Origin of the sequence: Pseudaeromonas aegiceratis, assembly GCF_046254905.1 — a bacterium.
GTDB classification, from domain to species: Bacteria; Pseudomonadota; Gammaproteobacteria; order Enterobacterales; family Aeromonadaceae; genus Pseudaeromonas; species Pseudaeromonas aegiceratis.
This window is the reverse complement of sequence record NZ_CP158016.1, coordinates 1,912,039-1,932,904: the sequence shown is the minus strand read 5'-3', so window position 1 is coordinate 1,932,904 and position 20,866 is coordinate 1,912,039. Positions and strand designations below refer to the sequence as shown.

Genomic DNA, 20,866 nt, shown 5'->3' with positions numbered 1-20,866 from the left:
ATATTGATTCCAAGTGTTCGATCTGCGCAGAAGCTATCTCGCGATGTCCAGATCAGAAATTCCCTTTATGCCAGTAAATCGACCATATGAACCGACTTGGAGACTATTTGCTGTTTTTGACTCAGTATCTCGGAATTTTTTATTCAAACTGGCGGTTATTTCGCCATATCGAGTGCTGATGTTACTCGAATTATCCACCTGAATATTACCAAGAAACTCTTGAAACATATTTGATACAGACATGTCCACCCCCATGTAATGTTAAATCTTAACTCTGCGCTTACCCGTCAATAACTGCTGCATCAGGGCTTTTTTCTCTTGCTTTAAATAATCTAGCTTGCGCTGCAGGATTGCAATTTCCTGATCGGCAGCGGTCAGCACAGAGGCGATTTTTTGTTGTTCTTCAACGATCGGAATTATCCAGCTAATTTTTTTAAAATGACTGAATTTTAAATTCCACGTATCTGAAACAAGACCTTGTGAGTGCCGGTAGAAAACATGTACCAACTCGGGGAATTTAAATAGATATGCAGCAAACAATGGTTCAATCTTGCTGTTCGGCGTCACAATGGTGTATGCAGGACTTACAATTCCTTCTCTATTGGATAGACTTGAGCGCCCCTGCCACATTCGCATAGTGTTGTAGCCTATGTCGTTAACACAAATACGTCGGTATTTAGACTTATCTTCATTCGATGTATTTTTTCGTCCAGTATCTTCTTGATAAACAACGCCATCATCCGCAGTAATGGACAGTAATGGCAGATCATCCCGACCAATCTCTACTCGTTCACTGAAAAGACTGCCAAACTTAAATTTTTTCCACGCCCCACTAAATCTCACGCCATTTTTATCCAGCAGGCGCTTTTTGCCGGTCAGCAGTTGCTGCATCAGCGCCTTTTTCTGTTGCTGGCTATTGGCCAACAGCTGCTCGGTGGTGCTGATAGCCTGATCCCAAGTGGACAGTATCTGGAATATTTTGTTTTGTTCTATTACAGGAGGAATTAGCACCGGGATCTTTTCAAGAGATGCCTTATTTAACTTATAACGACCAGCACCTTGTCGACTCAGGAAGCTAAATATATCCCGATGCATGAAGTAATAGTAAAACCACTCTCTTGTTGCAGTTTTAGTACCTTCAATAATGTGCGCGTGATTATTGATTGTACATTTTCCATCGACAAGTTGTGTCATTGATTGTTCGTTATACTTGAGAAAATGGTCTCCATCCTCGCCGATTAAAGCGAAACAACCATCTTGCTCATAGGACCCAATATAGCCTTGAATTTTAGTCGGGCCATAGTAAGGATAGCACCCAGGATTCTTCGCTCTCTCCTCCTCACTTATTGGTTTGCGCAAATTATTCCTAATGGCGAATGCCTTACCAACATAATTGAATGACCAACCATCTGGAATTGACTTTAAACGAGCTTGCATTAATTCAAGTTGAGAAAAAATGTTGTTATGCCCCATAGCCAAACTCCTCCAGATACTTGGCCATTTCGGCCGCTCCTGCGCATCCATGCGCCCGCGGCACTTGTGCGTCCTGCACATCGCCTTCCAGCTTGATTTCGCCGAATTGAATTGGATTATTTTGCATCGTCATAACCCTTATATCCTAGTTCAGCGAGATACGATGCCATCTCTGTTTCTAATGCGGTCAGTCGGGCTTTGAGTTGTTCCCGCTCGGCGCGTACCGCCAGCAGATCGATCTCCTCCTCTTCCTCGAAGGTATCAACATAGCGCGGGATATTCAGGTTGTAGTCGTTATCGCGGATCTCCTGTAGCGAGGCGAGATAGGCGTATTTATCGACTTTATCGCCATTACGGTAGGTGGCGACTATCTTGGCGATATTCTCGTCGGAGAGCTGGTTCTGGTTCTTGCCCGCCTTGCACTCGCGGCTGGCATCGATAAACAGGACGTTATCGTCGACCTTGTGTTTTTTGAAGATCAGGATCGCCGCCGGAATACCGGTGCCATAGAACAGCTTCTCCGGCAGGCCGATGACCGCATCAAGCAGGTTCTCTTCAATCAACTTCTGGCGAATTTGCCCTTCGCTCGAGCCCCGGAACAGCACGCCGTGGGGCACTACCACGCCCATACGCCCGCTATGAGGTTTTAGCGTCTCAATCATATGCAGGATAAAGGCGTAGTCGCCCTTGGTCTTGGGCGGAATGCCTCGTCGGAAGCGGCTGAACTTGTCGTGCTCGGCCTCTTCATGGCCCCACTTGTCGAGCGAAAATGGCGGGTTGGCGGTAACCACATCAAACAGCATCAGATCGCCGTTCTTATCCAGCAGCTTGGGGTTACGGATGGTGTCGCCCCACTCGATCTTGTGGTTATCCTCGCCGTGCAGAAACATGTTCATCTTGGCCAGCGACCAAGTAGAGCCGATGGCCTCCTGGCCGTAGAGCGCGTATTGGCGGCTGCCGTGGTTGGCGACGATTTTGCGCCCGCACTTCATCAGCAGCGAGCCGGAGCCACAGGCCGGATCGCAGATGGTGTCACCCGGCTGGGGTTCGAGCAGCTCGGCAATCAGATCGGAGACTTCCGGCGGGGTATAGAACTCGCCGGCCTTCTGCCCACCGCTGGCGGCGAAGTTCTTGATCAGGTATTCGTAGCCGCCACCGATCACATCCAGCGAGCCGACCCGCGAAGGCTTGAGGTTGAGCGCCTCCTTGGCAAAGTCTTCGAGCAGATGGCGCAAGATGGTGTTCTTTTGCTTCTCTTCACCGAGCTTGTCGGTATTGAACGAGATGTCCTGAAACACGCTCTTGCCCGCATCCTTGAGCTTGGTGCCATTGGCCTCTTCGAGTGCATGCAGCGCCATATCGATGCGGGTGCCGTTGCCCGGCTCGTGGCGGTGTTCATACAGGTGATAGAAGCTGGATTCTTTGGGCAGCACAAAGCGCTCGTTCTTCATCATCTCGTCGATGAGTTCGGGCTCGTCACCGTATTGGGCCTGGTAGTTGTCGTAGTGATCCTGCCAGACATCGGAGATGTATTTGAGGAACAGCATCGTCAGGATGAAGTCCTTGTAGGTATCGGCGCTGACGGTGCCGCGAAAGGTATCGCAAGCCGCCCACAGGGCTTTGTTGATCTCATCCTGATTGATTTGTTCGGTCATGGTGTCGTTCCTCCTAGTTGGCCGTCGCCGGTGGCGGCAGCCAGAAAATCGTTGGCGATGCGGCGTTGCAGTTGCACGCCATTGCTGATCAGCTGTTGCAGCGTCTGCTGTTGCTGGCGCAGGTTCTGTTGCAGGGCGGCCAGCGCCGCCTGTTGGTCGAGAGCAGGCAAGGCCAGCGGCGTCTCGGCCAGCACACTGCGGCGGATACTTTTGACCTGCGAGCCTTCGGCATTTTGCTCAAAGTAGCGCTGACTGGGCTCTTGATTGAGCCACCAGGCCAGATACTCCGGCAGCAGTTGGGCGTGGCAGCGCAGCAGATAAAACACAGGCGCCGCCACGGCCTGGATGGCAGCCTGCTCGATGCTGTGATCCACGTTAACAGCGAAATTGCGGTTACCCTTGGCGACAAACAGCACGTCACCGGGGCGCAACCAGCCGGGATCTTTCTTGCCGGTCAGGGTGGTCGTCTGGCAACCGTCCCAGCGGATGCCGAGCTCGACGCTGACATCCTTGATCTGCACCACCCGGATATCCGACCCCTCGGCTTCCGGCACTTTGCCGCGAAAGGGATAACCCGGCAGGATCTCGCAGACGCTCGCAAGGGAGGTGAGCTGCATTGAAAAATATTCATCATCTGACATGATGCAAAATAGTGGTGTCAGGTGAGGATGAAGTAAAGCGATTTTTTCAGCAGCGGGCGTGCTGCTTCACTGATTCGTGAAAATGTTCGTTGAACAGAGCAACCATCCTTAGGCCGCAGTCCTGTCCATGTGCTTGACTAAGGTCTGCTATTTTTAGGCGAACTTGCGCAGAAGGTAGTATTGCCGGGCCACGGCGGCGATGGCGTCATAGTCCACCTGGTTGTCGACGAACAGGTCAGACAGCGCCTCGCACAGATCCTTATCCGTCAGTTGATCTGCCACTGGGTGAACTCCTCGAGTTCTGCACCCGGGTTTGTGCTGGCCGGGCGCCTTCATCCTATTGGTAAAGGGTGCCGTTGTGCTTTAGCCAGCCGTCGGTGTGCCGGCCGCCCGGGTCATGGTGCGTCCAGTGGACGACGCCGCCTTTGTCGTTCCACTCGTACTCGCCGAAGAACTCCACCGTGTCACCCTCTTGCAGGCCCCCGATGCGTTGGGCCAGGTCGATGTTGTGGGCGATCAAGATGGTCTGCCCGGTAGCGAGCCGGAGCAGGAACTTCTGGTGGCGGCTGCCTTTGTTGTCATCGGGTAGGATCCGGCTAACCTGCCCGGCGCCTTGAACCTGCAGATCGCTTTGCTGGTTCTGGTAGGCGGCTTGCAGCAGGGCGGAGCCATCCTGGATGGCTTCTGCTGCGGCGGTTGGGGCTATGGTGGGGGTTTTGTGCGTCTGGCCGACGTAATAGGCCCCCAGGGCCAGGATGGCGATAAGCAGTAGCTTCTTCATGTGGGCGCCGGTGATTTGACTGATGCCATGATACACGACAGGAGCTGAATGGGCCTCTGTTGTGAATGACAGATGGTGAGCTGGCCCCGAGCGATTTGAGGCCAGCCTGTCTGCTTGGGAGCTGTGCTATTTCGCGAATTCCTGGACTTTCTTTTTGTACTCCAACGGGAGTCGGCCTTTGCGATTCAGAATGCGTTGTGCCTGCTCTTTATCTGTGCCGCCCTGCCTTAGGTCATCAGCGTATTATTGACTCCAGCCAAAGGTTGGGTAGGCAGCATTCGAGTCAGCGTAGGCTCTGAAAGAAACAGCTGGTGATCTACTTGGCGACAGGTAGATCTTCCCATCGAGTGGTGTATCCGGGGCTTAGGCGTTCGCGCTTCATCAACCATTCATGCTGGTCCAGCCCCTGGCTGGCAAACCGGACTTTCCCCAGGCCGCTGTTGTTGATCTTGTCCAGCACCTCCATCAGCCGATCATTCGACCCGGTATCGAAGAGATCACCTTGTTGGTTCTCGATGGGGGTGAACTGGCCGAGCATGACGCCGCCTTTCTGGTACCGGTAGCCATCCCGCCAGATCATATCCAGCAGGTGGGCGATCTGGTGGAGCAGAACGCGGGTGTCGTTGGTGGGTACCGCCAGCTTGGTGGTGGCCTGGTCGCCGTAGTAGGGCTCGTTGCCGTTGAATGGGCTGGTTCGGATAAAGACGCTGACCGCGCGACAGCAGCGCTGTTCTGCCCTGAGCTTTTCGCCGGCCCGGGCCATGTAGTCGGCCAGGGCCTGGTACATGGTGGTTCTGTCGGTGACGCGCTCGCCGAAGCTGCGGCTGCAGACGATCTGTTGTTTGGCATCGGGCTCGATGGCGAGGTCGGCACAGGGGTGGCCTCGCAGCTCTTGAATGGTTCTCTCCACCACCACGCCATAGCGGGCCCGCATGGTCTTGGTGTCACTGCTCACCAGGTCGGCCACGGTCTGGATGCCTTGCTGATTGAACCGGGCGCCCAGCCGGCGACCTACGCCCCACACTTCATCCACCGGCGTGATGGCCATGAGCTTGGCCCGGCGGGTCTCGTCCCGGAGGTCTACCACGCCGCCAGTCTGTGGCCACTTCTTGGCGGCATAGTTGGCGAGCTTAGCCAGGGTGCGGGTGGGGCCGATGCCGACGCCCACGGTGAGCCCTGTCCATTGGAGGACTTTGGCGCGAATGGCCAGACCGTACTCGATCAGGTTGCCGGCCCAGGTCTCGCCCAGTTCCAGGAAGGCTTCATCGATGCTGTAGGTCTCAACCCGGGGGGACATGCTCTCCAGCACTGTCATCACCCGGTGGGACATGTCGCCATAGAGGCCGTAGTTGGAGCTGAACCAGATGCCCCCCTTGGCCTCGTATTCACCGCGGATCTTGAAGTAGGGGACGCCCATCTTGATACCCATGGCCTTGGCCTCGGCACTGCGGGCCACCACGCAGCCGTCGTTGTTGGAGAGCACGACAATGGGCCGGCCCTTGAGGTCGGGCCGGAATAGCCGTTCACAGCTGGCGTAGAAGTTGTTGACGTCCACCAGGGCAATTGGGGTCGGCATGGCTTATCGCTTGAACTGCTTGTGCAGGACGTAGACGACCACGCCGAAGACCTCCAGCTCTTGCTCAGGGTCGAGCAGGATTGGGCGGTATTCCGGGTTGGCCGGGAGCAGGGCGGGGTAGGGGCGCAGCTGCAGCTCCTTGACCGTGAACTCGCCACCCAGGCTGGCGATGATGGTGTCGCCGTGCTGGGCGGTGATGGAGCGGTCAACGATGAGCAGATCTCCGTCGTGGATCCCGGCGTTGATCATGCTGTTGCCCTGGGCCCGGACATAGTAGGTGGCCGCCGGCCTGGCAACGCACAGCTCGTTCAGGTCGAGGGTTTGCTCGATATAGTCCTGGGCCGGGCTAGGGAAGCCACAAGCCGCCGGGGACAGGAACAAGGGGAGCTCCAGGCGTGGAGCGTCGAGGTCAGGGGGTAGGAACATGGTGTGCTCTGTACGTAGCGGTCTGTATGCGCATACAGTATATCAGCAGTCAGATATAGGAGCATCAGATAGGAGTTGCTTATGTTTTGGGACTGTAGTTGGCTGTATCTGGTTGTCGGTTCTGCTGTCGTTAGAAGTTGGCTCCGCTCATAGAGGCGACCGACCATGTCAGATATGCCAATGAGGCTAAACATTAGCCCGCAGGATTCTTCACTTAGCGTCACTCGGGACTGTACATTCCTCTAGATCATGCTAGAACTTAAAACTAAGTATTACTTAGTTTGGAGGTCCAATGCGTCTGCTTGTTCGTCCGGAGCCCTACTGCGATGAGTCACTGGAGAGCTATCTGCTCAGGCTGAGCCAGGAGAACGGTTTTGAGTCTTTTCGCCTGTTCGGCGGTTCGGTGCGGGATTGGCTATTGCAGCAGGATCATGAGGCAGCAGGAGCCTTCCCGCTGGATCTCTTTCGGGTAAATGTCTTTCATGCCAGTCGCTCCAGTGGTTTGCGGATCCGAGCCTTACGACTGGTCGAGCAACTGACAGATTTAGCTCCCTCCAGCTTGTTGCAACTGGCTTTGCTGCATTCAGGTCTGCATTTTGGTTCTGGGCATAAGGCTGTGCATAGGGCTGGGGTGGATATTCCGCTTTGTTTTATTCGAACTCGTAGCATCCCCTGTTGCCCGGCGTGCCTTAACGAATCGGCTTATGTTCGCCAGCATTGGCACTATGCCCCTTATCATGCGTGCCATGTTCACGCTACCGAGTTGCTGTATGCTTGCCCACACTGCGGTTCTGTGCTGGATTACACTAGGAGCGAGTCGATCACCCATTGCCTATGCGGGTATGACCTGCGCATGGCCAAACCAGCGCCCGCTGATCGGGCCGTCGTTCAACTGGCCGGATTGCTGTGTGGCGAACGGTTTGAATCTGACAATCCCTTGCTGGCAAATGAGCAACCGACGGTGCGGTTTGGTGCTTTGCTCTGGTATTGGCTGCGTCACTTTCACAGCCAAGATGATAAACCCCAAGACCTGCGTGTTGCCGAGGCCATTGGCTATTTCGCGGACTGGCCTGCCAACTTCCATGCCGAATTGCGGCAACAAGTTCAAAGTGCGCTGCTAAAACAGACGCGCTTGCTCAATCACACCGCCTTTAGTGAGGTGTTCGGTTCAGTGCTTGGGGATTGTCGTCAGTTACCGATGCGGGATATCGGGACCAACTTCATCTTGCGCGGGTTACTGGATTACTTGACGTCCCTGGTGTTTGATAATCCTAAGCGTCGGGTCGGCAATCTGGCAGATATTCTGCTGTCCGCCGTTGAGACTGCCGCTGTGCTGTCCACCTCCGTTGAACAAGTCTATCGGCTGCAACAAGAAGGCTATCTAACTCCGGCGTACCGGCTTCGGCGCCATGACGGATTGACAGCACATGAGCCCATTTTTCACCTGCGGCAGGTCATTGAACACCGGCTGGCGCATGGGTCGAGGGGCCAAGACGCCTTTCACTGTTATCTACCGGCTTGGTGACCATCATGCATCTGCGCGAGTTGTTGGATAATGCTGTTCTGACCGAGCGTGACAATGCGCTGCGGAGAGGGTTTGCGCCATACTGCCCTGACCTGGATGTGACGGGGGAGGAGTATACCTCCCTGGTAGTGCTGCTGAACCTGACGCTCAAGCGAGATCAGATGGGCGATCTGTGCGATGAACATCAGGCTCACCAGTTATTACTGGATGACAACCATTTAGCTCGTTGTGTCGGTACGGTGCGCTGGCAGCATAGTCATAACCTGAAATATCCCGATAGTCGGGTCAGTGGCCAGCGGCTCATCATGGATCCGCCACCGAAGATCCCGGGGGTTGTCACCAGTGCCGGGCTGGAGCCAAAGTTGGGCTGGGCTCATAACAGTGCTGACATCAACCTGGCCAAGTTGTTTGGCACCTCATTTCGCCACCTGGGGGTAACGACTAATCTTGCGCTGCAGCTGAGGCAACAGGTATCGGTTTGGCTTGAGGCGTTTGTTAGGCTGGGCATGTCTAGCACCGCCATTAATGAGCTACAAGCACAGCTATCACATGCGCTGGCTGCCGAGTGCATTCCTCTGGCAGTCAGCCCCTATTCCAAACAGGTGCGCTTTATCTATCAGCATGATTACTGCGCTATTACCCCTGTCGTTAGCCATGCGTTGCTGGCCAGTCTGCAGGCGCTTATCTATCAGACGCGTTGTCCTCATCTCAGCCTGGAACATGCGCATCCGGCCAGCCTGGGTAGTTTGGTGGGTGCGGTTGGCGGCAAGATCGCCGTGCTGCACTATCCACCGCCGGTCAGCCATGCAACTCATCGTGGATTTTCCCAATCAAGAGCACAGCGTCTGGCGGAGGCAAAGAGCTTGTTTGATCAGTCAGTGCTGTATGATCGCATCTTCATGGATGCCCTGGATCATTTGATTTCACCCCCAGGGCCGACGCGCAGACAGCGAAAACAGCAGCGCCTGTCTGCCCTGCGTTATCTGCGTCGGCAGTTGGCGGTTTGGTTGGGTCCCATCATCGAATGGCGCGATGAAGTACAGCAGGATCTTGCGCAGGTTGAGAAGTTATTGCCGGAGAGCCTGGAGCGGAAAATTCTGATGGTGCAGCAGAGCGCCATGCTTGAGCTGTGCCTGGAGGTAGCGGCCAGGTTTCATCTTGAGTTGCAATCTCATCCGGTAGGCCGGCGTTATGCTTATCACCCGGATCTGATGGGGCCGATTAAGACCCAGTTGCGATGGTTACTCACTAAGTTGGCTCAGCCAAGGGATGCAACAGTAGCTCAATTCAGGGAGCAGCGTTGCTACCTGCATTTTTCCGGTTTGCGCGTTTACGACGCGGTTGCTCTCGCTAACCCTTATCTGTGTGGTCTGCCTTCCTTGTCGGCGCTGGTCGGATTTACTCACGATTATGAGCGTCGGTTGTCTGCGTTACTGCAGCGAAAAGTCCAAGTAGATGGGGTTGCTTGGTACCTGCGCAATTACCAGCTGTCATCTGCAAAACTATTGCCCGAACCATCCAAACCAGTAAGCCCCCGCGAGGTCACTGCCATTCGAACACCTGGCGTGATTGACAGCCGATATTGCGATCTGGGTATGGATCTGGTGTTAGAGTTGCGGTTCCCAGAGGATGGAACTGCACCGACGATCGAAGAGCAGACACTGCTGCAGGCCGCCTTTCCTTCTCGTTTTGCCGGCGGCTGCCTGCATCCTCCATCCCTCTATGAAGGCAAATCATGGTGTAACTGTTATACGAACCAAGGTGAGCTATTTAATGCCGTGTCCCGCTTGCCCAGAACAGGCTGTTGGGTGTATCCCTATCGTTCAGAAATCAACGATCTGAAAGGGATGTTCGCTGCGCTCGAGGCTGATTGCCGGTTGCGGCCAGTATCGACTGGCTATGTGCTGCTGGAAGAGCCAACAGCTCGCGCCGGTAGTCTGGAAGGGCACCATGCCTATGCTGAATCAGCCATTGGTCTCGCCTTGTGTGTTAATCCCGTCGAAATGCGGCTTAGTGGTATGGCTCATTTCTTCGCTGATGGTTTTTGGCATATGCGTGAGGCGAATAGAGCTATTCTGATGCAATGTGCGAGCAACATGGAGAACACACATGGAGCTATGCAAGCACCTGAGCTATAGGCGTTCTTTATCGCCGGGAAAGGCCGTGTTTTTTTATCAAACGGCAGAATGCGATTTTGTGCCGCTGCGGGTGGAGGTGGCAAAAATAGTTGGGCAAAAGAGTGGCTATTCAGAAGGGTTTGCCGCCGACTTCGAGCCCGAGAATGTCGAACGTCATGCACTGGCTCATGGGAATCCGCAAACCATCGAGTCCTGTTACGTTCCGCCTAATGTCGGCGAGTTGTTTTGTCGATTCTCCCTCCGAGTTGAAGCCAACTCTCTTCGCCCCGATAGCTGCTCCGATTCCGCAGTAACACAAACACTCTCACGGCTTGCCCATCAGTATCAGGCGCGTGGCGGCTACCTCGAATTGGCTCGGCGTTATTGCAAGAACCTGCTGATGGGGACCTGGTTGTGGCGTAACCAACACACTCTCGGCACCCGGATTGAGGTAACGACCTCGCAGGGCTCAACTTTTGCGGTTGAAGACGCACGTCACCTAAGTTGGTCTGGGGATTGGCCGGAGGCTGAGCAGCTAAGTCTGGAAAAACTAGCTGAAGAAATGTCGGAGGCCTTGAGTGAGCCCAGCGTGTTCTGGTTTGCCGACATTACAGCAAGGCTGAAAACCGGGTTTTGCCAAGAAGTGTTCCCCAGTCAGCGTTTTGTTGAACGGCCGGATAATCATGATGAACCCAGCAAACAGCTGGCAACCACAGCATGTCGGGATGGACAGCTGGCAGCTTGTTTTCACGCCCAAAAAATCGGCGCCGCACTGCAGCAGATTGATGACTGGTGGTCTGTGGATGCCGATCAGGCCTTGCGGGTACATGAGTACGGCGCTGATCGCAAGCATCTGACCTCCATGCGCCATCCTGTTTCCGGGCAGGATTTCTTTCACCTGTTGGCCAGAGCCGATGAATTTGTCGAGTTAATGGCTGGTCAGTCTGTTTCCCCAGAAGTTTTCGGGGATATTCACTATGCGATGGCCGTGCTGGTTAAAGGTGGGTTGTTTCAAGCAGGGAAAGCCGGATGAGCAGACGCTTCTTCTTCGCCATACGTTATCTTCCAGCCCAGGCTGATAGTGCTCTACTGGCTGGCCGCTGCATAACGACGCTTCATGGATTTTTGTTGGGGCATAGGGATGTCCAAATTGGTATCGCGTTTCCAAATTGGAATGATAGTGCGCTGGGCCGGACTGTTGCCTTCGTTAGCGAGAGCCGAGCGCATCTAGAGATTTTTCGTCAGCGGGCCTATTTTCAGAGCATGTATCAAGACGGCCTGTTTGGGCTGAGCCCTGTGCTAGAGGTACCGGATGACTGCTCTGAAGTTCGCTTTATTCGCAATCAAAATCTGGCCAAGCTGTTCGTCGGTGAGCGCAAACGTCGGTTAGCCAGAAGCAAACGGCGTGCGGAGGCCCGCGGCGAAGAGTTTCTGCCTAGCGTTCCAGCAGAAAATATGGATGTAGGGCTTTTTCACAGCGCCCTGCTACAGAGCCACACCAATCAGCAAACCTATGTCCTGCATATCCAGGCACAGCACTGCGACAGACAGAATAACAATCTTGATTTTAGCCACTTCGGCTTGGCGTCCCCGGACAAATATCGAGGCACAGTGCCGATGTTGACAGCAATTGTGAATACCCTTTTTTAGCTGATGCTATAATAGTTCTGGTAACTCAATAAGTTACTGAGGTGTTGGGAGCTTTGGTTAAAAGTGATTTATTAATTGTTTTCCCAACTAAAACAGTGCGTTAGCATCTTCAATGCACTGTGAACTGCCGAATAGGCAGCCAAGAAAAAGCGCAACGAGGCCGCCAAGTGGATGGGCTAGTGAACTGCCGAATAGGCAGCCAAGATTAGGTCAGGAAGATAACATCCTAGACGAGCACTTTAATTCTGCCGAAGAGGCAGCAAATCAGCCCAGCCAGCAACGGCTGGGCTTTTCTTTGGCTGTTGTGCTTGAGCTGAATAAGCCAGGCTCACTGCCTGAGATAGAGCTAAATCAATGAGTGGCCACCCTCTGTTGCCATATCTGTGGGGAGATAGGGTGGCAAGTTGAACTTCATGCTAAGTCCCATTTTGGGAACATTAAGCCGAAAAAGTCGAGTTAAGTGCCGGTATTGGGACATTATACGCATCAAAGAAAGGCCCCATATGAGTAGACTTCACGGGCCGTTCTGGCAACGAGGTCAATCGGCCTCGTCGACGCTGCTCCAGTAGGCATCGAACTTTTTTTGCAATACCAGCAAGGCAGCCGCCTCGGCCAGGGCCTTGTCCTTGCGCCGCAGCTCCTGCTCCAATTGCCGAATGCGTTTCTTGTCCGCCTTGGCCTGCGCTTTTTCGGCCTGCTGTAGAGCGCGTGACGATTGCTGGCCCATGATGCAGGCTTGCCGCCACTGCTGGACTTGCTCAGGGTAGAGCCCTTTGCGACGGCAATACTCGCTGAGCTCAATCTCAGAAAGGGCCGCCGTTTCCAGCACGGTGGCGAACTTGGCCTCTGGCGGCCATTCATCGGTCAGTTTGTGGTCACCCGGCACCGGAGCGCCTCCCTGTTTGGCTTGTTTGCGCCAATTATACAGAGTGACCTCGCTGATGTTTTCCTGCCGCGCCAACTCGGCAACGGACATGTTGATGGGCGGCAGTAGCTTCTTGAGCAAGGCGGCCTTCCGTTCACTTGAATAACGAGCCATTCGACACTCTTCATCCGCCCCCAGTCTTCACTTGTTGATGATTCAGGTTAGGCGACAACTAGTCTGACACCGGGGGGGCTCGGTTACTTGGTAAAACTGATCGCAACATCTAAAAATTTGTGGTCTTCCAACGTTAGCGATAGAGCGGTGCATCTAGATCATAATCAGAGCGATATGTTGGCTCGGATTTATGTCAGATCCATTTGAATGAAAGCAACATATTAAAGAGTCCTTTAATATGAGAGTCAGCAGTTAAAAGAATCTTTAATTTGACTATTAAAATCAGCTCAGTGGCCTAAATAACCGTTCCGAAATGTAGATCACTTGTCCGGGGAAGAAGGGAACTCGGCGTCGTTTGTGCGATCTGATCAATCGCCAAACCAACCAAACGACAAACGAGCCGAGCCCGAAATGATGCTAACACTCCCCGACCGAGCTGAGCGACGCCGGATCATCAATTTGATACACCGGACCAAAGATAAAGAGCACTGCCGGCGACTCAATGCCATCTTGCTACTGGCCGATGGCCACAGTGTTTCGGCCGTTTCCCGACTCACTGCCGCAGCCCGTTCGTCGATCAATCGCTGGGTGAACTGGTACACACTGTACGGGCTGGAAGGCCTTGAAAGTGAGCCTCGCGGTCGTAAGCCCGTACTGCCCTTCGTGCAGATCGCTGGCCTGTTGCGGTTGTTGGTCCAGTTGTCGCCGCAGGAGCTGGGGTATCAGCGCTCCCGTTGGAGTACCGAACTGATGGCGCTTGAACTAAAGCGGAATTGGCAGCTGTCATTGCATGCTTCGACGATACGGCGCTGGCTGCCTCGACTCGGGATTGTTTGGCGCCGACCGGCGCCCACTTTGCGTATTCGCGATCCACACAAAGAGGCCAAGATGACGGTGATCAACGAGGCCTTGGCTCGTTGCAGTATCGACCACCCAGTGTTTTATGAAGATGAGGTGGATATCCACCTCAACCCCAAACTGGGTGCGGACTGGATGCTTCGCGGAAAGCAGAAGAAAGTGGTGACGCCGGGCCAAAATCGCAAGCATTACATCGCGGGCGCCCTGCATGCCGGAACAGGGAACGTGACCTATGTGGCGAGCGATAGCAAAGACACGGACTTGTTCTTGTCACTGCTCAAGACGCTGAAACGAACCTATCGGCGCGCCAAGAGCATCACGCTGATTTTGGACAACTACATCATCCACAAGAGCAAGAAGGCGCAGCGATGGCTGGCAAGCAATCCGAAGTTCATCGTGCTGTTCCAGCCGGTGTATTCACCCTGGGTAAACCAGATTGAGCGCCTGTGGCATGCCCTCCAAGAAACCATCACCCGGAACCACCAATGCCGAACATTCGGTGAGCTGCTACATCGAGTGCGCTACTTCCTGGATAATGCCGCGCCGTTCCCTGGCAACGGACATGGGCTTATGCAACTGGAGCGGAATTAGGATCAGCTATTTAGGCCGTGTCTCATCTTTAACAAGCCAGATTAGCGGCTGGGCGGATTGCGAATGTTTCATATGGGGCCATTGTGCCTGTGGGCATACTCTTGCAGTAGAACCTATGCTGAATGTATAAGGAGTTTAGCGAGTTTATCTTTTTTTCCATAACTCCAATAAACTCCCTATAACCATACAACCTCGGCGTGGTTGAATGCGGATTATTCTTCATCGTTGAGTGACGATTGAAACCCTTGAGTGAAATATTTTTACCAATTTGGGTGGTTAGGGACGTTTCACCACTACAATGGCCTTGTTGCCTAAATCAGGGAACTATCTGGCTCAGCCGTTCTTGTGGAGGGAGGAGGGATACCAATCTTGCACGAGCTTATCCGCAGTTCGGTTAGTTCCTCTTTCTGGCAAGTTGTGTACGTGGTTCGCTCGTTTCGAAATTCGAACACAATACAAAGTGCATGGAGTAGCTTGGATAGAAGCAAGAAAGCTCTACTTGTATGTAAAGGGTTTATACCCTGATACACACTGTATGAGCTTCTGCTCTCAGACTGTGCCAATAAAGCAGCATGAACGGACTCAAGCATCCGCTCTATAGCGTATTGTCTGTATGCTGAAAATCCAAAATCTAGTATCTGCACTAGGTTTCCCAGTTAAAGTTGCCCTGTCTCTAGAGTCGCTGCTTCGACTGTTCGAGCATCTCTCGGAGGAATTGGCGCTTCCTCCAAAAATTACAGAGGTTGTTTAGATCTTGCTAACTACAGGTGATGGTATCATATGAACTCCATCTGTTTGTTTTGGTTGAAGAAAATGGCTCAACTCGTGTGTGTGATTTCGTTTCTTCTGCGCTAAGACCTCCTTGCTCGTAGAGCCGCTAACCTTGCCAAAGATTAGGGCCAATGCTCGCTGACTACCTTCCAAAGCTTGTATAAGGCATATCCGACCTTTGCAAATTTCAATGCGTACTCAATGCATCGTAAGCACAGTCGGAATCTGTCTTGAGGTTTGGCGCATGGTTGATGTCGTTGAGGACTACAAGCATGTTTGTTACGTGTGCCGCTAGTTTGTTGGGGCTTGGTCATATCCGAAGTCTCCTAGGATATGAGGAAGCCACCTCAACCATCTGCTAGCCCCGGGCTCAGGGCTCATACCAATATGGGGGTGTAGATTCTTTTTTCAACACTCAATGAAAACAAAGGCCCCAAAGGGCCATATCCACACTCCAATATTCGCTCACTTCTTACTTTGAGCCAGCACACTAGCAGCAAGGCTGTGTGTTACATCGCTGTAGTGATCACTTTGCAGTACTCTCCCTGCTATTGCCTCCATTCTTTCGCTTGTTTGGCTAGACGTTCCTGTCTGGGATAGTGCAGAGCCTGCCAAGGTCCTTTGGATCTTGGATGAGTTAGGATTGTTAAGAACAGATCCTGCCAAACTGCCAATGTCTGAAGATGTTTTCTTACTCATAGACGTACCCCTCCTGATGAACACTATATGTTGTGTTGAGCTGGCGGTATAGGCACTATATATCCATATTTGCTGTATAGCAATCAGGCAGAGCTTACTGGTTGAAAAATGTGCAGCCTCCCGCATACTTATGTGTAAGGAACGGCATTGGCCTAGCCGCATCAGGCGATGGAATAATGGGTTACATGCTGATACTCTTTAGACCCCTAGCAAGGCCCCCATAGGGCCTTGCTTCCCTACGTCTTCATCTTCTTCTCCATTCATCATGTTTTGTTTTCCCCCTTCTTGGTAACGTGTTAAATATTTCCTTCCATACAGAAGGCCAGACTCGTTGTGGGCCTCAAATGAACGGTTGATTTCAATCTCTTTGAATATCAAGGTTCGACGGCAGGAAAAGGATCACCAGATATGCAAGGCCAGGAGCGGCAATGCCAGGAATTTTACCAGACTCATTTTGCTGGATATGCAGAGCAGCTTGCCCCATTCGTAGCACTTGATGAGTGCCTCCACGACTTTTTGGATCAACTTCCGAGTGGCAAATATACCGGGCGCAATCGTGCTGCCGGACTGGCTGCTGCGACCTTCTGGTGGGAGCCAGCCAATGTGGAAGGAGCTCAGCTTGCGAGCTTGGCATTAGGGCGTATTTTGCATTGGGAGGATGCGATCAGTACTGCGTTGCTAGATCATCTGGCCGTTTGTCATCCTGAAACTCTTCGCTGGGCAATTCGTTATTCGAAGCTTTTTACGCGCACAGAATCAGCGCTCTGGCGGCATCTCCGGGACAATCTCATCAGCAAGGATTGGTGCGAATTTTTCGGCGTCTGTGATCGCTTACTTGAGCAACTCGAACCATTCGACGAAGCAATTGCACTGGCTGAGTCCCACCTGAAGTCGCTTTCGTTGCTAGAGCTGCTTTCCTATTTGAGCGTGCTCGCTTATGGGCAATTGGGCGAAGCGAAGGGTAGCGATACTTCAACTAGGGATTGGGATGTCTATGATCGGCTCATCGCCCGCAAGCTGTCGAATTGCCTTGAGCGTGACTTTCAACTGACAGAGGAAACTCTCGGCCGCTCTCTAAAGCGTCATTTGTCGCCAATCCTCTTCCCTCAGCCAGGGGTGGGGCGAGAAAGTGTTGCCAATCTCGAATCGGTCGCCTTGCTTATTGCCGCCATGCGCGAACGAATCGACTACGAGAATTCCATCAATTGGTTCTGTTTTGACCATGATTGCGATTACCAGCTCAAACCGGGACAATCGGTCATCTTCAACAAAACCGATTTGGGCTCACAGCGCTGGCAGCGTACCGAGCGCAAAAGCAAGTTGCTTTGGCACTACTGGATGTACCGCGCGATTGACCAATTCGCAGCTTCGGATATGGCTGGCAAAATCATCGGGAGACCAGAAAACCACGAGGCGAATCAGCTTGCTTACATAAAAGCCATCCGCAGTCAGCTTTACCTGCAAACGATTTTCGGTCTGGGTGAGCGGGTCAGACTGAACGACGGAACGGAGGTAGCCCTGCACCACGCGATATTAGCCAGTGAGCTGACTACAGCGTTTTTTGAGCAGGAGTTTCTTCAGCCTTTTCTTCACTATATAGACGACTCAGGTGTAGCAGCGAAAGCACTTGGTCAATTAGCTCTTGAAGGGCTAATACAAGGCGAGAATCGCTTTCCCATAACTTGGTCTGAACCGGAAGAAAAGATCCGTCGTATTTGTGGTTGGACTGTCAGTCCTGAGCATCCCAAGGGCAACACCGAAGCGGCCAGAGCCATCCTGAAGTTCTGGACCAGTGACCTGCAGACACTGTCAGCGCAGATGAGGCAAACACCTAACATACCCTCACCACGACTGTACGAGCGGCCGTTCTACAAGATTGGACGCTACAGCTTTCAGTTCCCCTGGGTTGCCGGTCAACAGAACAATCTGACCGCTGCAGTGAATAACCTGCGTCGTGTTGAACAACGCCGCCCTGCTTTGCGCTGCGAAACGGAGCGTATTGAACATACCCTCGCCGAAGCGCTAAGGCAGAGGGGGTTCCGCGTCGTTGTGGGCTACCAACCGCCATTGAGTGATGAGCACGATGCTGGGGAGGTGGACCTCATCTGTCACTTGGACGGGGTAGTGTTGTTGTTGGAGGTCAAGTCGGGCTTCATCCGTTCAACGCACCTTGAAGTCTGGCTGCATCGAACCAATACCTTGCGCAAGGCAGCAAGACAGTTAAAGCGCAAGCAACCGGTTGTGCTTAAGGCTTTGTTAAATGACAAGGGGCTGCGTTCAGATCTGCTTCTGAGTGATTTCAATCCTCCGCCAGTCCTACATGCCTGGGTTGTCGATACTTCGATAGAGTTTGATGGTGAGGCCGTTGATGGCTTCCACGTCATCTCCCGCGAGGTCATGGAGATCGCTTTGCGCGATGAACCGCATTATCTGCGCTCATTTGAACAGATGGACGAGGCTGCGGTTGGGAATGAGAAAAAGACACTGTATGCCGACGGATTCAGTGCGCAAGCTCTTGTTAGGTTGATCGAATCTGATGGGGTCTGGTGTGACTTGCTGTAGATACCAGCCATTTCGCATGAACCGGAATGGATAACGAGCAACTCAGTTGGTTAGGCTAGAACTGGCTTTGCCCTACGCAAAAATGGTGAGCGTTGTGTTCGATAGTGCCACTTGCACTTATGAGAGGATGGCTGCCGTAGGTGTGTTTACCTATAGTGGATGCTACAAGTCGATCTTGTAAACTTACAACGCCGATTTTGTGTCCATGCGTGGTCTTGTCACTCTATGTCAGCTTATGGTTCATTTTTATGTCAACTTATGGGTGAAAATCGGTTTTTAACTTGTTGTTTTTACTAGGATCGTTATGTCAACTTATGGTTATAACGACATTATTCCTTCCTTATCAATAAGTTAGCCAGCTTAGCACGCTTGGTCATCCACTTTATGTGGACGAACTGAGGCAAACTTAATGAATCTCTGGCTCAGTCCCCACGGTATCTGGTTCTTCCGCAAGGTCACCTTGCTCCCCTGTGGTAGACGCAAAGAAATCAAAAAGATACTCAGAACAAGAGACAAGTCCGAAGCCCAGCGGCGTTCTGCCCAGCGTCAGCCTTCACGGGCACCCGCCACGCAACGCTATCCAGGCGCACTGACAAGTATCTCAAGGAGCGTTCGCTGTCCTGGTCTGAGCAAGAAACTCGGCACCAGAAGAACGATATCCATACCTTTCCATGTGGGGGACGAACCGGTTACTCAGTACAGCAAGCAGGATGCCTGGTGTTCACTAGCGCTTTACTAAGGCATCACACGGCTAAGCAGGCCCGTGGGCGGTGACAAAAATTGTAAAAATATGTAATCCCAATGTCGCCTAGTACACAAACTCATCGTTTTGTTGAAAATATGCTCAGTGATATGATTGTAAGATTAAGTTGCTGTTGGGAGCGATGGAATGCGCATAAAAAATATATTCGTATGCATGATGTGTACCTCTTTCTTATTTCTTATCTCATCATGCGGCGGCGGAGGTGGAAGCTCAAGCTCTACATCGAACACTGATGATGATACGAGTGATGAGGTGGTAACCACTTCTCTTATACCAGACCATATAACGGCATCCTTGATGTTTGATGCGGATGGTGATGGTGATCTCGACCTCGTTATTGGCGGTAATCTGACAAGCTCTTCAACCAGCGATGTCCTGCTAATTAATGATGGTAGTGCAAACTTCACAAAATCCACAACCGATCTACCTAGCCGATATTTAGGTGAGAACGGTGCTACCGTCAGTTATACAGCCGGTGATTTCAATAAGGATGGTAATATTGATCTTCTTGCAATAGTGGTAGACGCCCAGGATGAGTCATTTTATGCAGACTCCGAGCTGCAGTTATTCACGGGCAATGGTGATGGAACCTTCAATGATGCCACATCCAATATAACAGATCATGATTTAGAAAATTGGCCGTCGTGGACTCGAGTAGCCGACCTCAATGGTGATGGTTATCCTGACTTTGTTTTGGCAATTTCTGGTTGCTCATCTGAAACGGGAACCACAGATGACGGTGATTGTTACGGTGGGCGCATCTATTTGAATGATGGTGCTGGTAATTTTGCTCCTGCCACTGTGACAACCTACGACTCATATCACACATATACTAACTACGACAAAATTGTCTGGCCAGGTGGTGGGGAAAAAACTTATGCCAGCAGTCTCAGAGTGGCGTTAGATGTCCTACTTGGTGATATGGATAACGATGGTGATATCGATATTGTGGCTCCGAACGGCTATGCTTCTGGGGCAATTGTCACCCTGCTCAATGAAAGTACCGCGGATGAACTCAAGTTTAAAATTGTTTACTCAATTGATGAAACTCTTGGTGATACATACCAGCAAACTCAAGTTAAAGAAGGCGCCTTAATCGATATCAATCACGACGGCTACCTTGATCTGGTTGCATCGCAGGCCGTTAGTGGTTCAGATGATGACAGTGATCTTGTTCCACTGTATGCCTTCCTGAATAATGGTACTGGAGCATTTGATTTAGATAATACAACTGAGGTTTTTGGAACGGATGTTCCCGGGGTTGAACACGCACGGCAATGGTTAATTGATGACTTTAATAATGATGGCTATGACGACATATTTATCGCCGATCATGGCTTTGATGCCTCACCCTATCCTGGACATACCAACTTGCTCCTGTTGGGCGATGCCAATGGGAAGTTAACGGATTATTCATCGTCTTATTTAGGAACAGATAGCACATATACCCATGGCGCAACCAGTGGCGATGTCAATGCCGATGGATACAGTGACCTATTTTTAAATAATTGGTCTGACGTGGCGGATGGGGGTGATCATTTGCTGTTGAATAATGCTGGTGAGGGTTTCACGGCGCAGGATGTTACTGAGTAATGCCGTAACCTTGATGCCTAAATGACACCGGATTTAATCTGGTGTCATTTGGGATATTTTTTCGTAAAAGCATTGTCACTGTGTTAATGCCATAAATGGTTAGACTTCTTTTCCTAAGCCCATATCCTGCACTCAACCCTGCTGGC

16 protein-coding genes and 1 pseudogene are annotated in these 20,866 nt (G+C 52.2%); 7 read left to right on the top strand and 10 right to left on the bottom strand.

Features of this window, described 5'->3' with window-relative positions:
- Positions 1-33 precede the first annotated feature (33 nt).
- The 9 genes from ABHF91_RS09150 to umuD form a co-directional block, all read right to left on the bottom strand.
- Positions 34-243: an SMODS domain-containing nucleotidyltransferase gene (locus ABHF91_RS09150; protein WP_409419999.1), complete on the bottom strand. Its 210-nt coding sequence runs from the start codon at positions 241-243 to the stop codon at positions 34-36.
- Between the two features lie 18 nt (positions 244-261).
- Complete coding sequence (locus tag ABHF91_RS09145; protein WP_409419998.1) at positions 262-1,473, bottom strand: restriction endonuclease subunit S; 1,212 nt, start codon at positions 1,471-1,473, stop codon at positions 262-264.
- Complete coding sequence (locus ABHF91_RS09140) at positions 1,463-1,606, bottom strand: hypothetical protein (protein WP_409419997.1); 144 nt, start codon at positions 1,604-1,606, stop codon at positions 1,463-1,465. Before ABHF91_RS09140 ends, ABHF91_RS09145 begins: the two co-directional genes overlap by 11 nt.
- Positions 1,590-3,128, bottom strand: coding sequence for a type I restriction-modification system subunit M (locus ABHF91_RS09135; protein ID WP_409419996.1), 1,539 nt, complete (start codon positions 3,126-3,128; stop codon positions 1,590-1,592). Before ABHF91_RS09135 ends, ABHF91_RS09140 begins: the two co-directional genes overlap by 17 nt.
- Positions 3,125-3,745: a restriction endonuclease subunit S gene (locus ABHF91_RS09130; RefSeq protein WP_409419995.1), complete on the bottom strand. Its 621-nt coding sequence runs from the start codon at positions 3,743-3,745 to the stop codon at positions 3,125-3,127. Before ABHF91_RS09130 ends, ABHF91_RS09135 begins: the two co-directional genes overlap by 4 nt.
- Before the next feature lie 177 nt (positions 3,746-3,922).
- Complete coding sequence (locus ABHF91_RS09125; RefSeq protein ID WP_409419994.1) at positions 3,923-4,051, bottom strand: hypothetical protein; 129 nt, start codon at positions 4,049-4,051, stop codon at positions 3,923-3,925.
- A gap of 55 nt (positions 4,052-4,106) precedes the next feature.
- Positions 4,107-4,550 carry a DUF3465 domain-containing protein gene (locus tag ABHF91_RS09120; RefSeq protein WP_409419993.1) on the bottom strand — a complete coding sequence of 148 codons (444 nt, stop codon included), beginning with the start codon at positions 4,548-4,550 and terminating at the stop codon, positions 4,107-4,109.
- A gap of 316 nt (positions 4,551-4,866) precedes the next feature.
- The gene (umuC, locus tag ABHF91_RS09115; RefSeq protein ID WP_409419992.1) at positions 4,867-6,126 is read right to left on the bottom strand and encodes a translesion error-prone DNA polymerase V subunit UmuC; all 1,260 of its coding nucleotides are present in this window, start codon (positions 6,124-6,126) and stop codon (positions 4,867-4,869) included.
- A 3-nt stretch (positions 6,127-6,129) separates the two neighbouring features.
- Positions 6,130-6,552: a translesion error-prone DNA polymerase V autoproteolytic subunit gene (gene umuD / locus ABHF91_RS09110; RefSeq protein ID WP_409419991.1), complete on the bottom strand. Its 423-nt coding sequence runs from the start codon at positions 6,550-6,552 to the stop codon at positions 6,130-6,132.
- A 292-nt stretch (positions 6,553-6,844) separates the two neighbouring features.
- Here umuD and ABHF91_RS09105 point away from each other — a divergent pair, with 292 nt between their 5' ends.
- Genes ABHF91_RS09105 through cas6f form a run of 4 tightly spaced genes read left to right on the top strand, consistent with a single transcriptional unit; the run spans position 6,845 to position 11,844 of the window.
- Complete coding sequence (locus tag ABHF91_RS09105; RefSeq protein WP_409419990.1) at positions 6,845-8,077, top strand: TniQ family protein; 1,233 nt, start codon at positions 6,845-6,847, stop codon at positions 8,075-8,077.
- Positions 8,078-8,082: 5 nt separating this feature from the next.
- A complete protein-coding gene (locus ABHF91_RS09100; protein ID WP_409419989.1) occupies positions 8,083-10,215 on the top strand; it encodes a type I-F CRISPR-associated protein Csy2 in 2,133 nt (710 codons plus the stop codon).
- A complete protein-coding gene (gene csy3, locus ABHF91_RS09095; RefSeq protein ID WP_409419988.1) occupies positions 10,187-11,227 on the top strand; it encodes a type I-F CRISPR-associated protein Csy3 in 1,041 nt (346 codons plus the stop codon). Before ABHF91_RS09100 ends, csy3 begins: the two co-directional genes overlap by 29 nt.
- Positions 11,224-11,844 (top strand): type I-F CRISPR-associated endoribonuclease Cas6/Csy4, encoded by a 621-nt coding sequence (gene cas6f, locus ABHF91_RS09090; protein WP_409419987.1) that lies wholly within the window; start codon positions 11,224-11,226, stop codon positions 11,842-11,844. The genes csy3 and cas6f overlap by 4 nt, the downstream gene beginning before the upstream one ends.
- A gap of 521 nt (positions 11,845-12,365) precedes the next feature.
- Here the strand turns inward: cas6f and ABHF91_RS09085 are convergent.
- Positions 12,366-12,883 (bottom strand): annotated as a pseudogene (locus tag ABHF91_RS09085) (transposase); the annotation flags it as partial.
- Positions 12,884-13,294: 411 nt separating this feature from the next.
- Between ABHF91_RS09085 and ABHF91_RS09080 the strand changes: the two are divergent.
- From ABHF91_RS09080 to ABHF91_RS09070, 3 genes are all read left to right on the top strand, one after another.
- Complete coding sequence (locus tag ABHF91_RS09080; protein ID WP_409419986.1) at positions 13,295-14,332, top strand: IS630 family transposase; 1,038 nt, start codon at positions 13,295-13,297, stop codon at positions 14,330-14,332.
- A gap of 1,878 nt (positions 14,333-16,210) precedes the next feature.
- Positions 16,211-18,364 (top strand): nuclease-related domain-containing protein, encoded by a 2,154-nt coding sequence (locus ABHF91_RS09075; RefSeq protein ID WP_409419985.1) that lies wholly within the window; start codon positions 16,211-16,213, stop codon positions 18,362-18,364.
- 889 nt (positions 18,365-19,253) lie between these two features.
- Positions 19,254-20,720 carry an FG-GAP repeat domain-containing protein gene (locus ABHF91_RS09070; RefSeq protein ID WP_409419984.1) on the top strand — a complete coding sequence of 489 codons (1,467 nt, stop codon included), beginning with the start codon at positions 19,254-19,256 and terminating at the stop codon, positions 20,718-20,720.
- Positions 20,721-20,866: the final 146 nt, after the last annotated feature.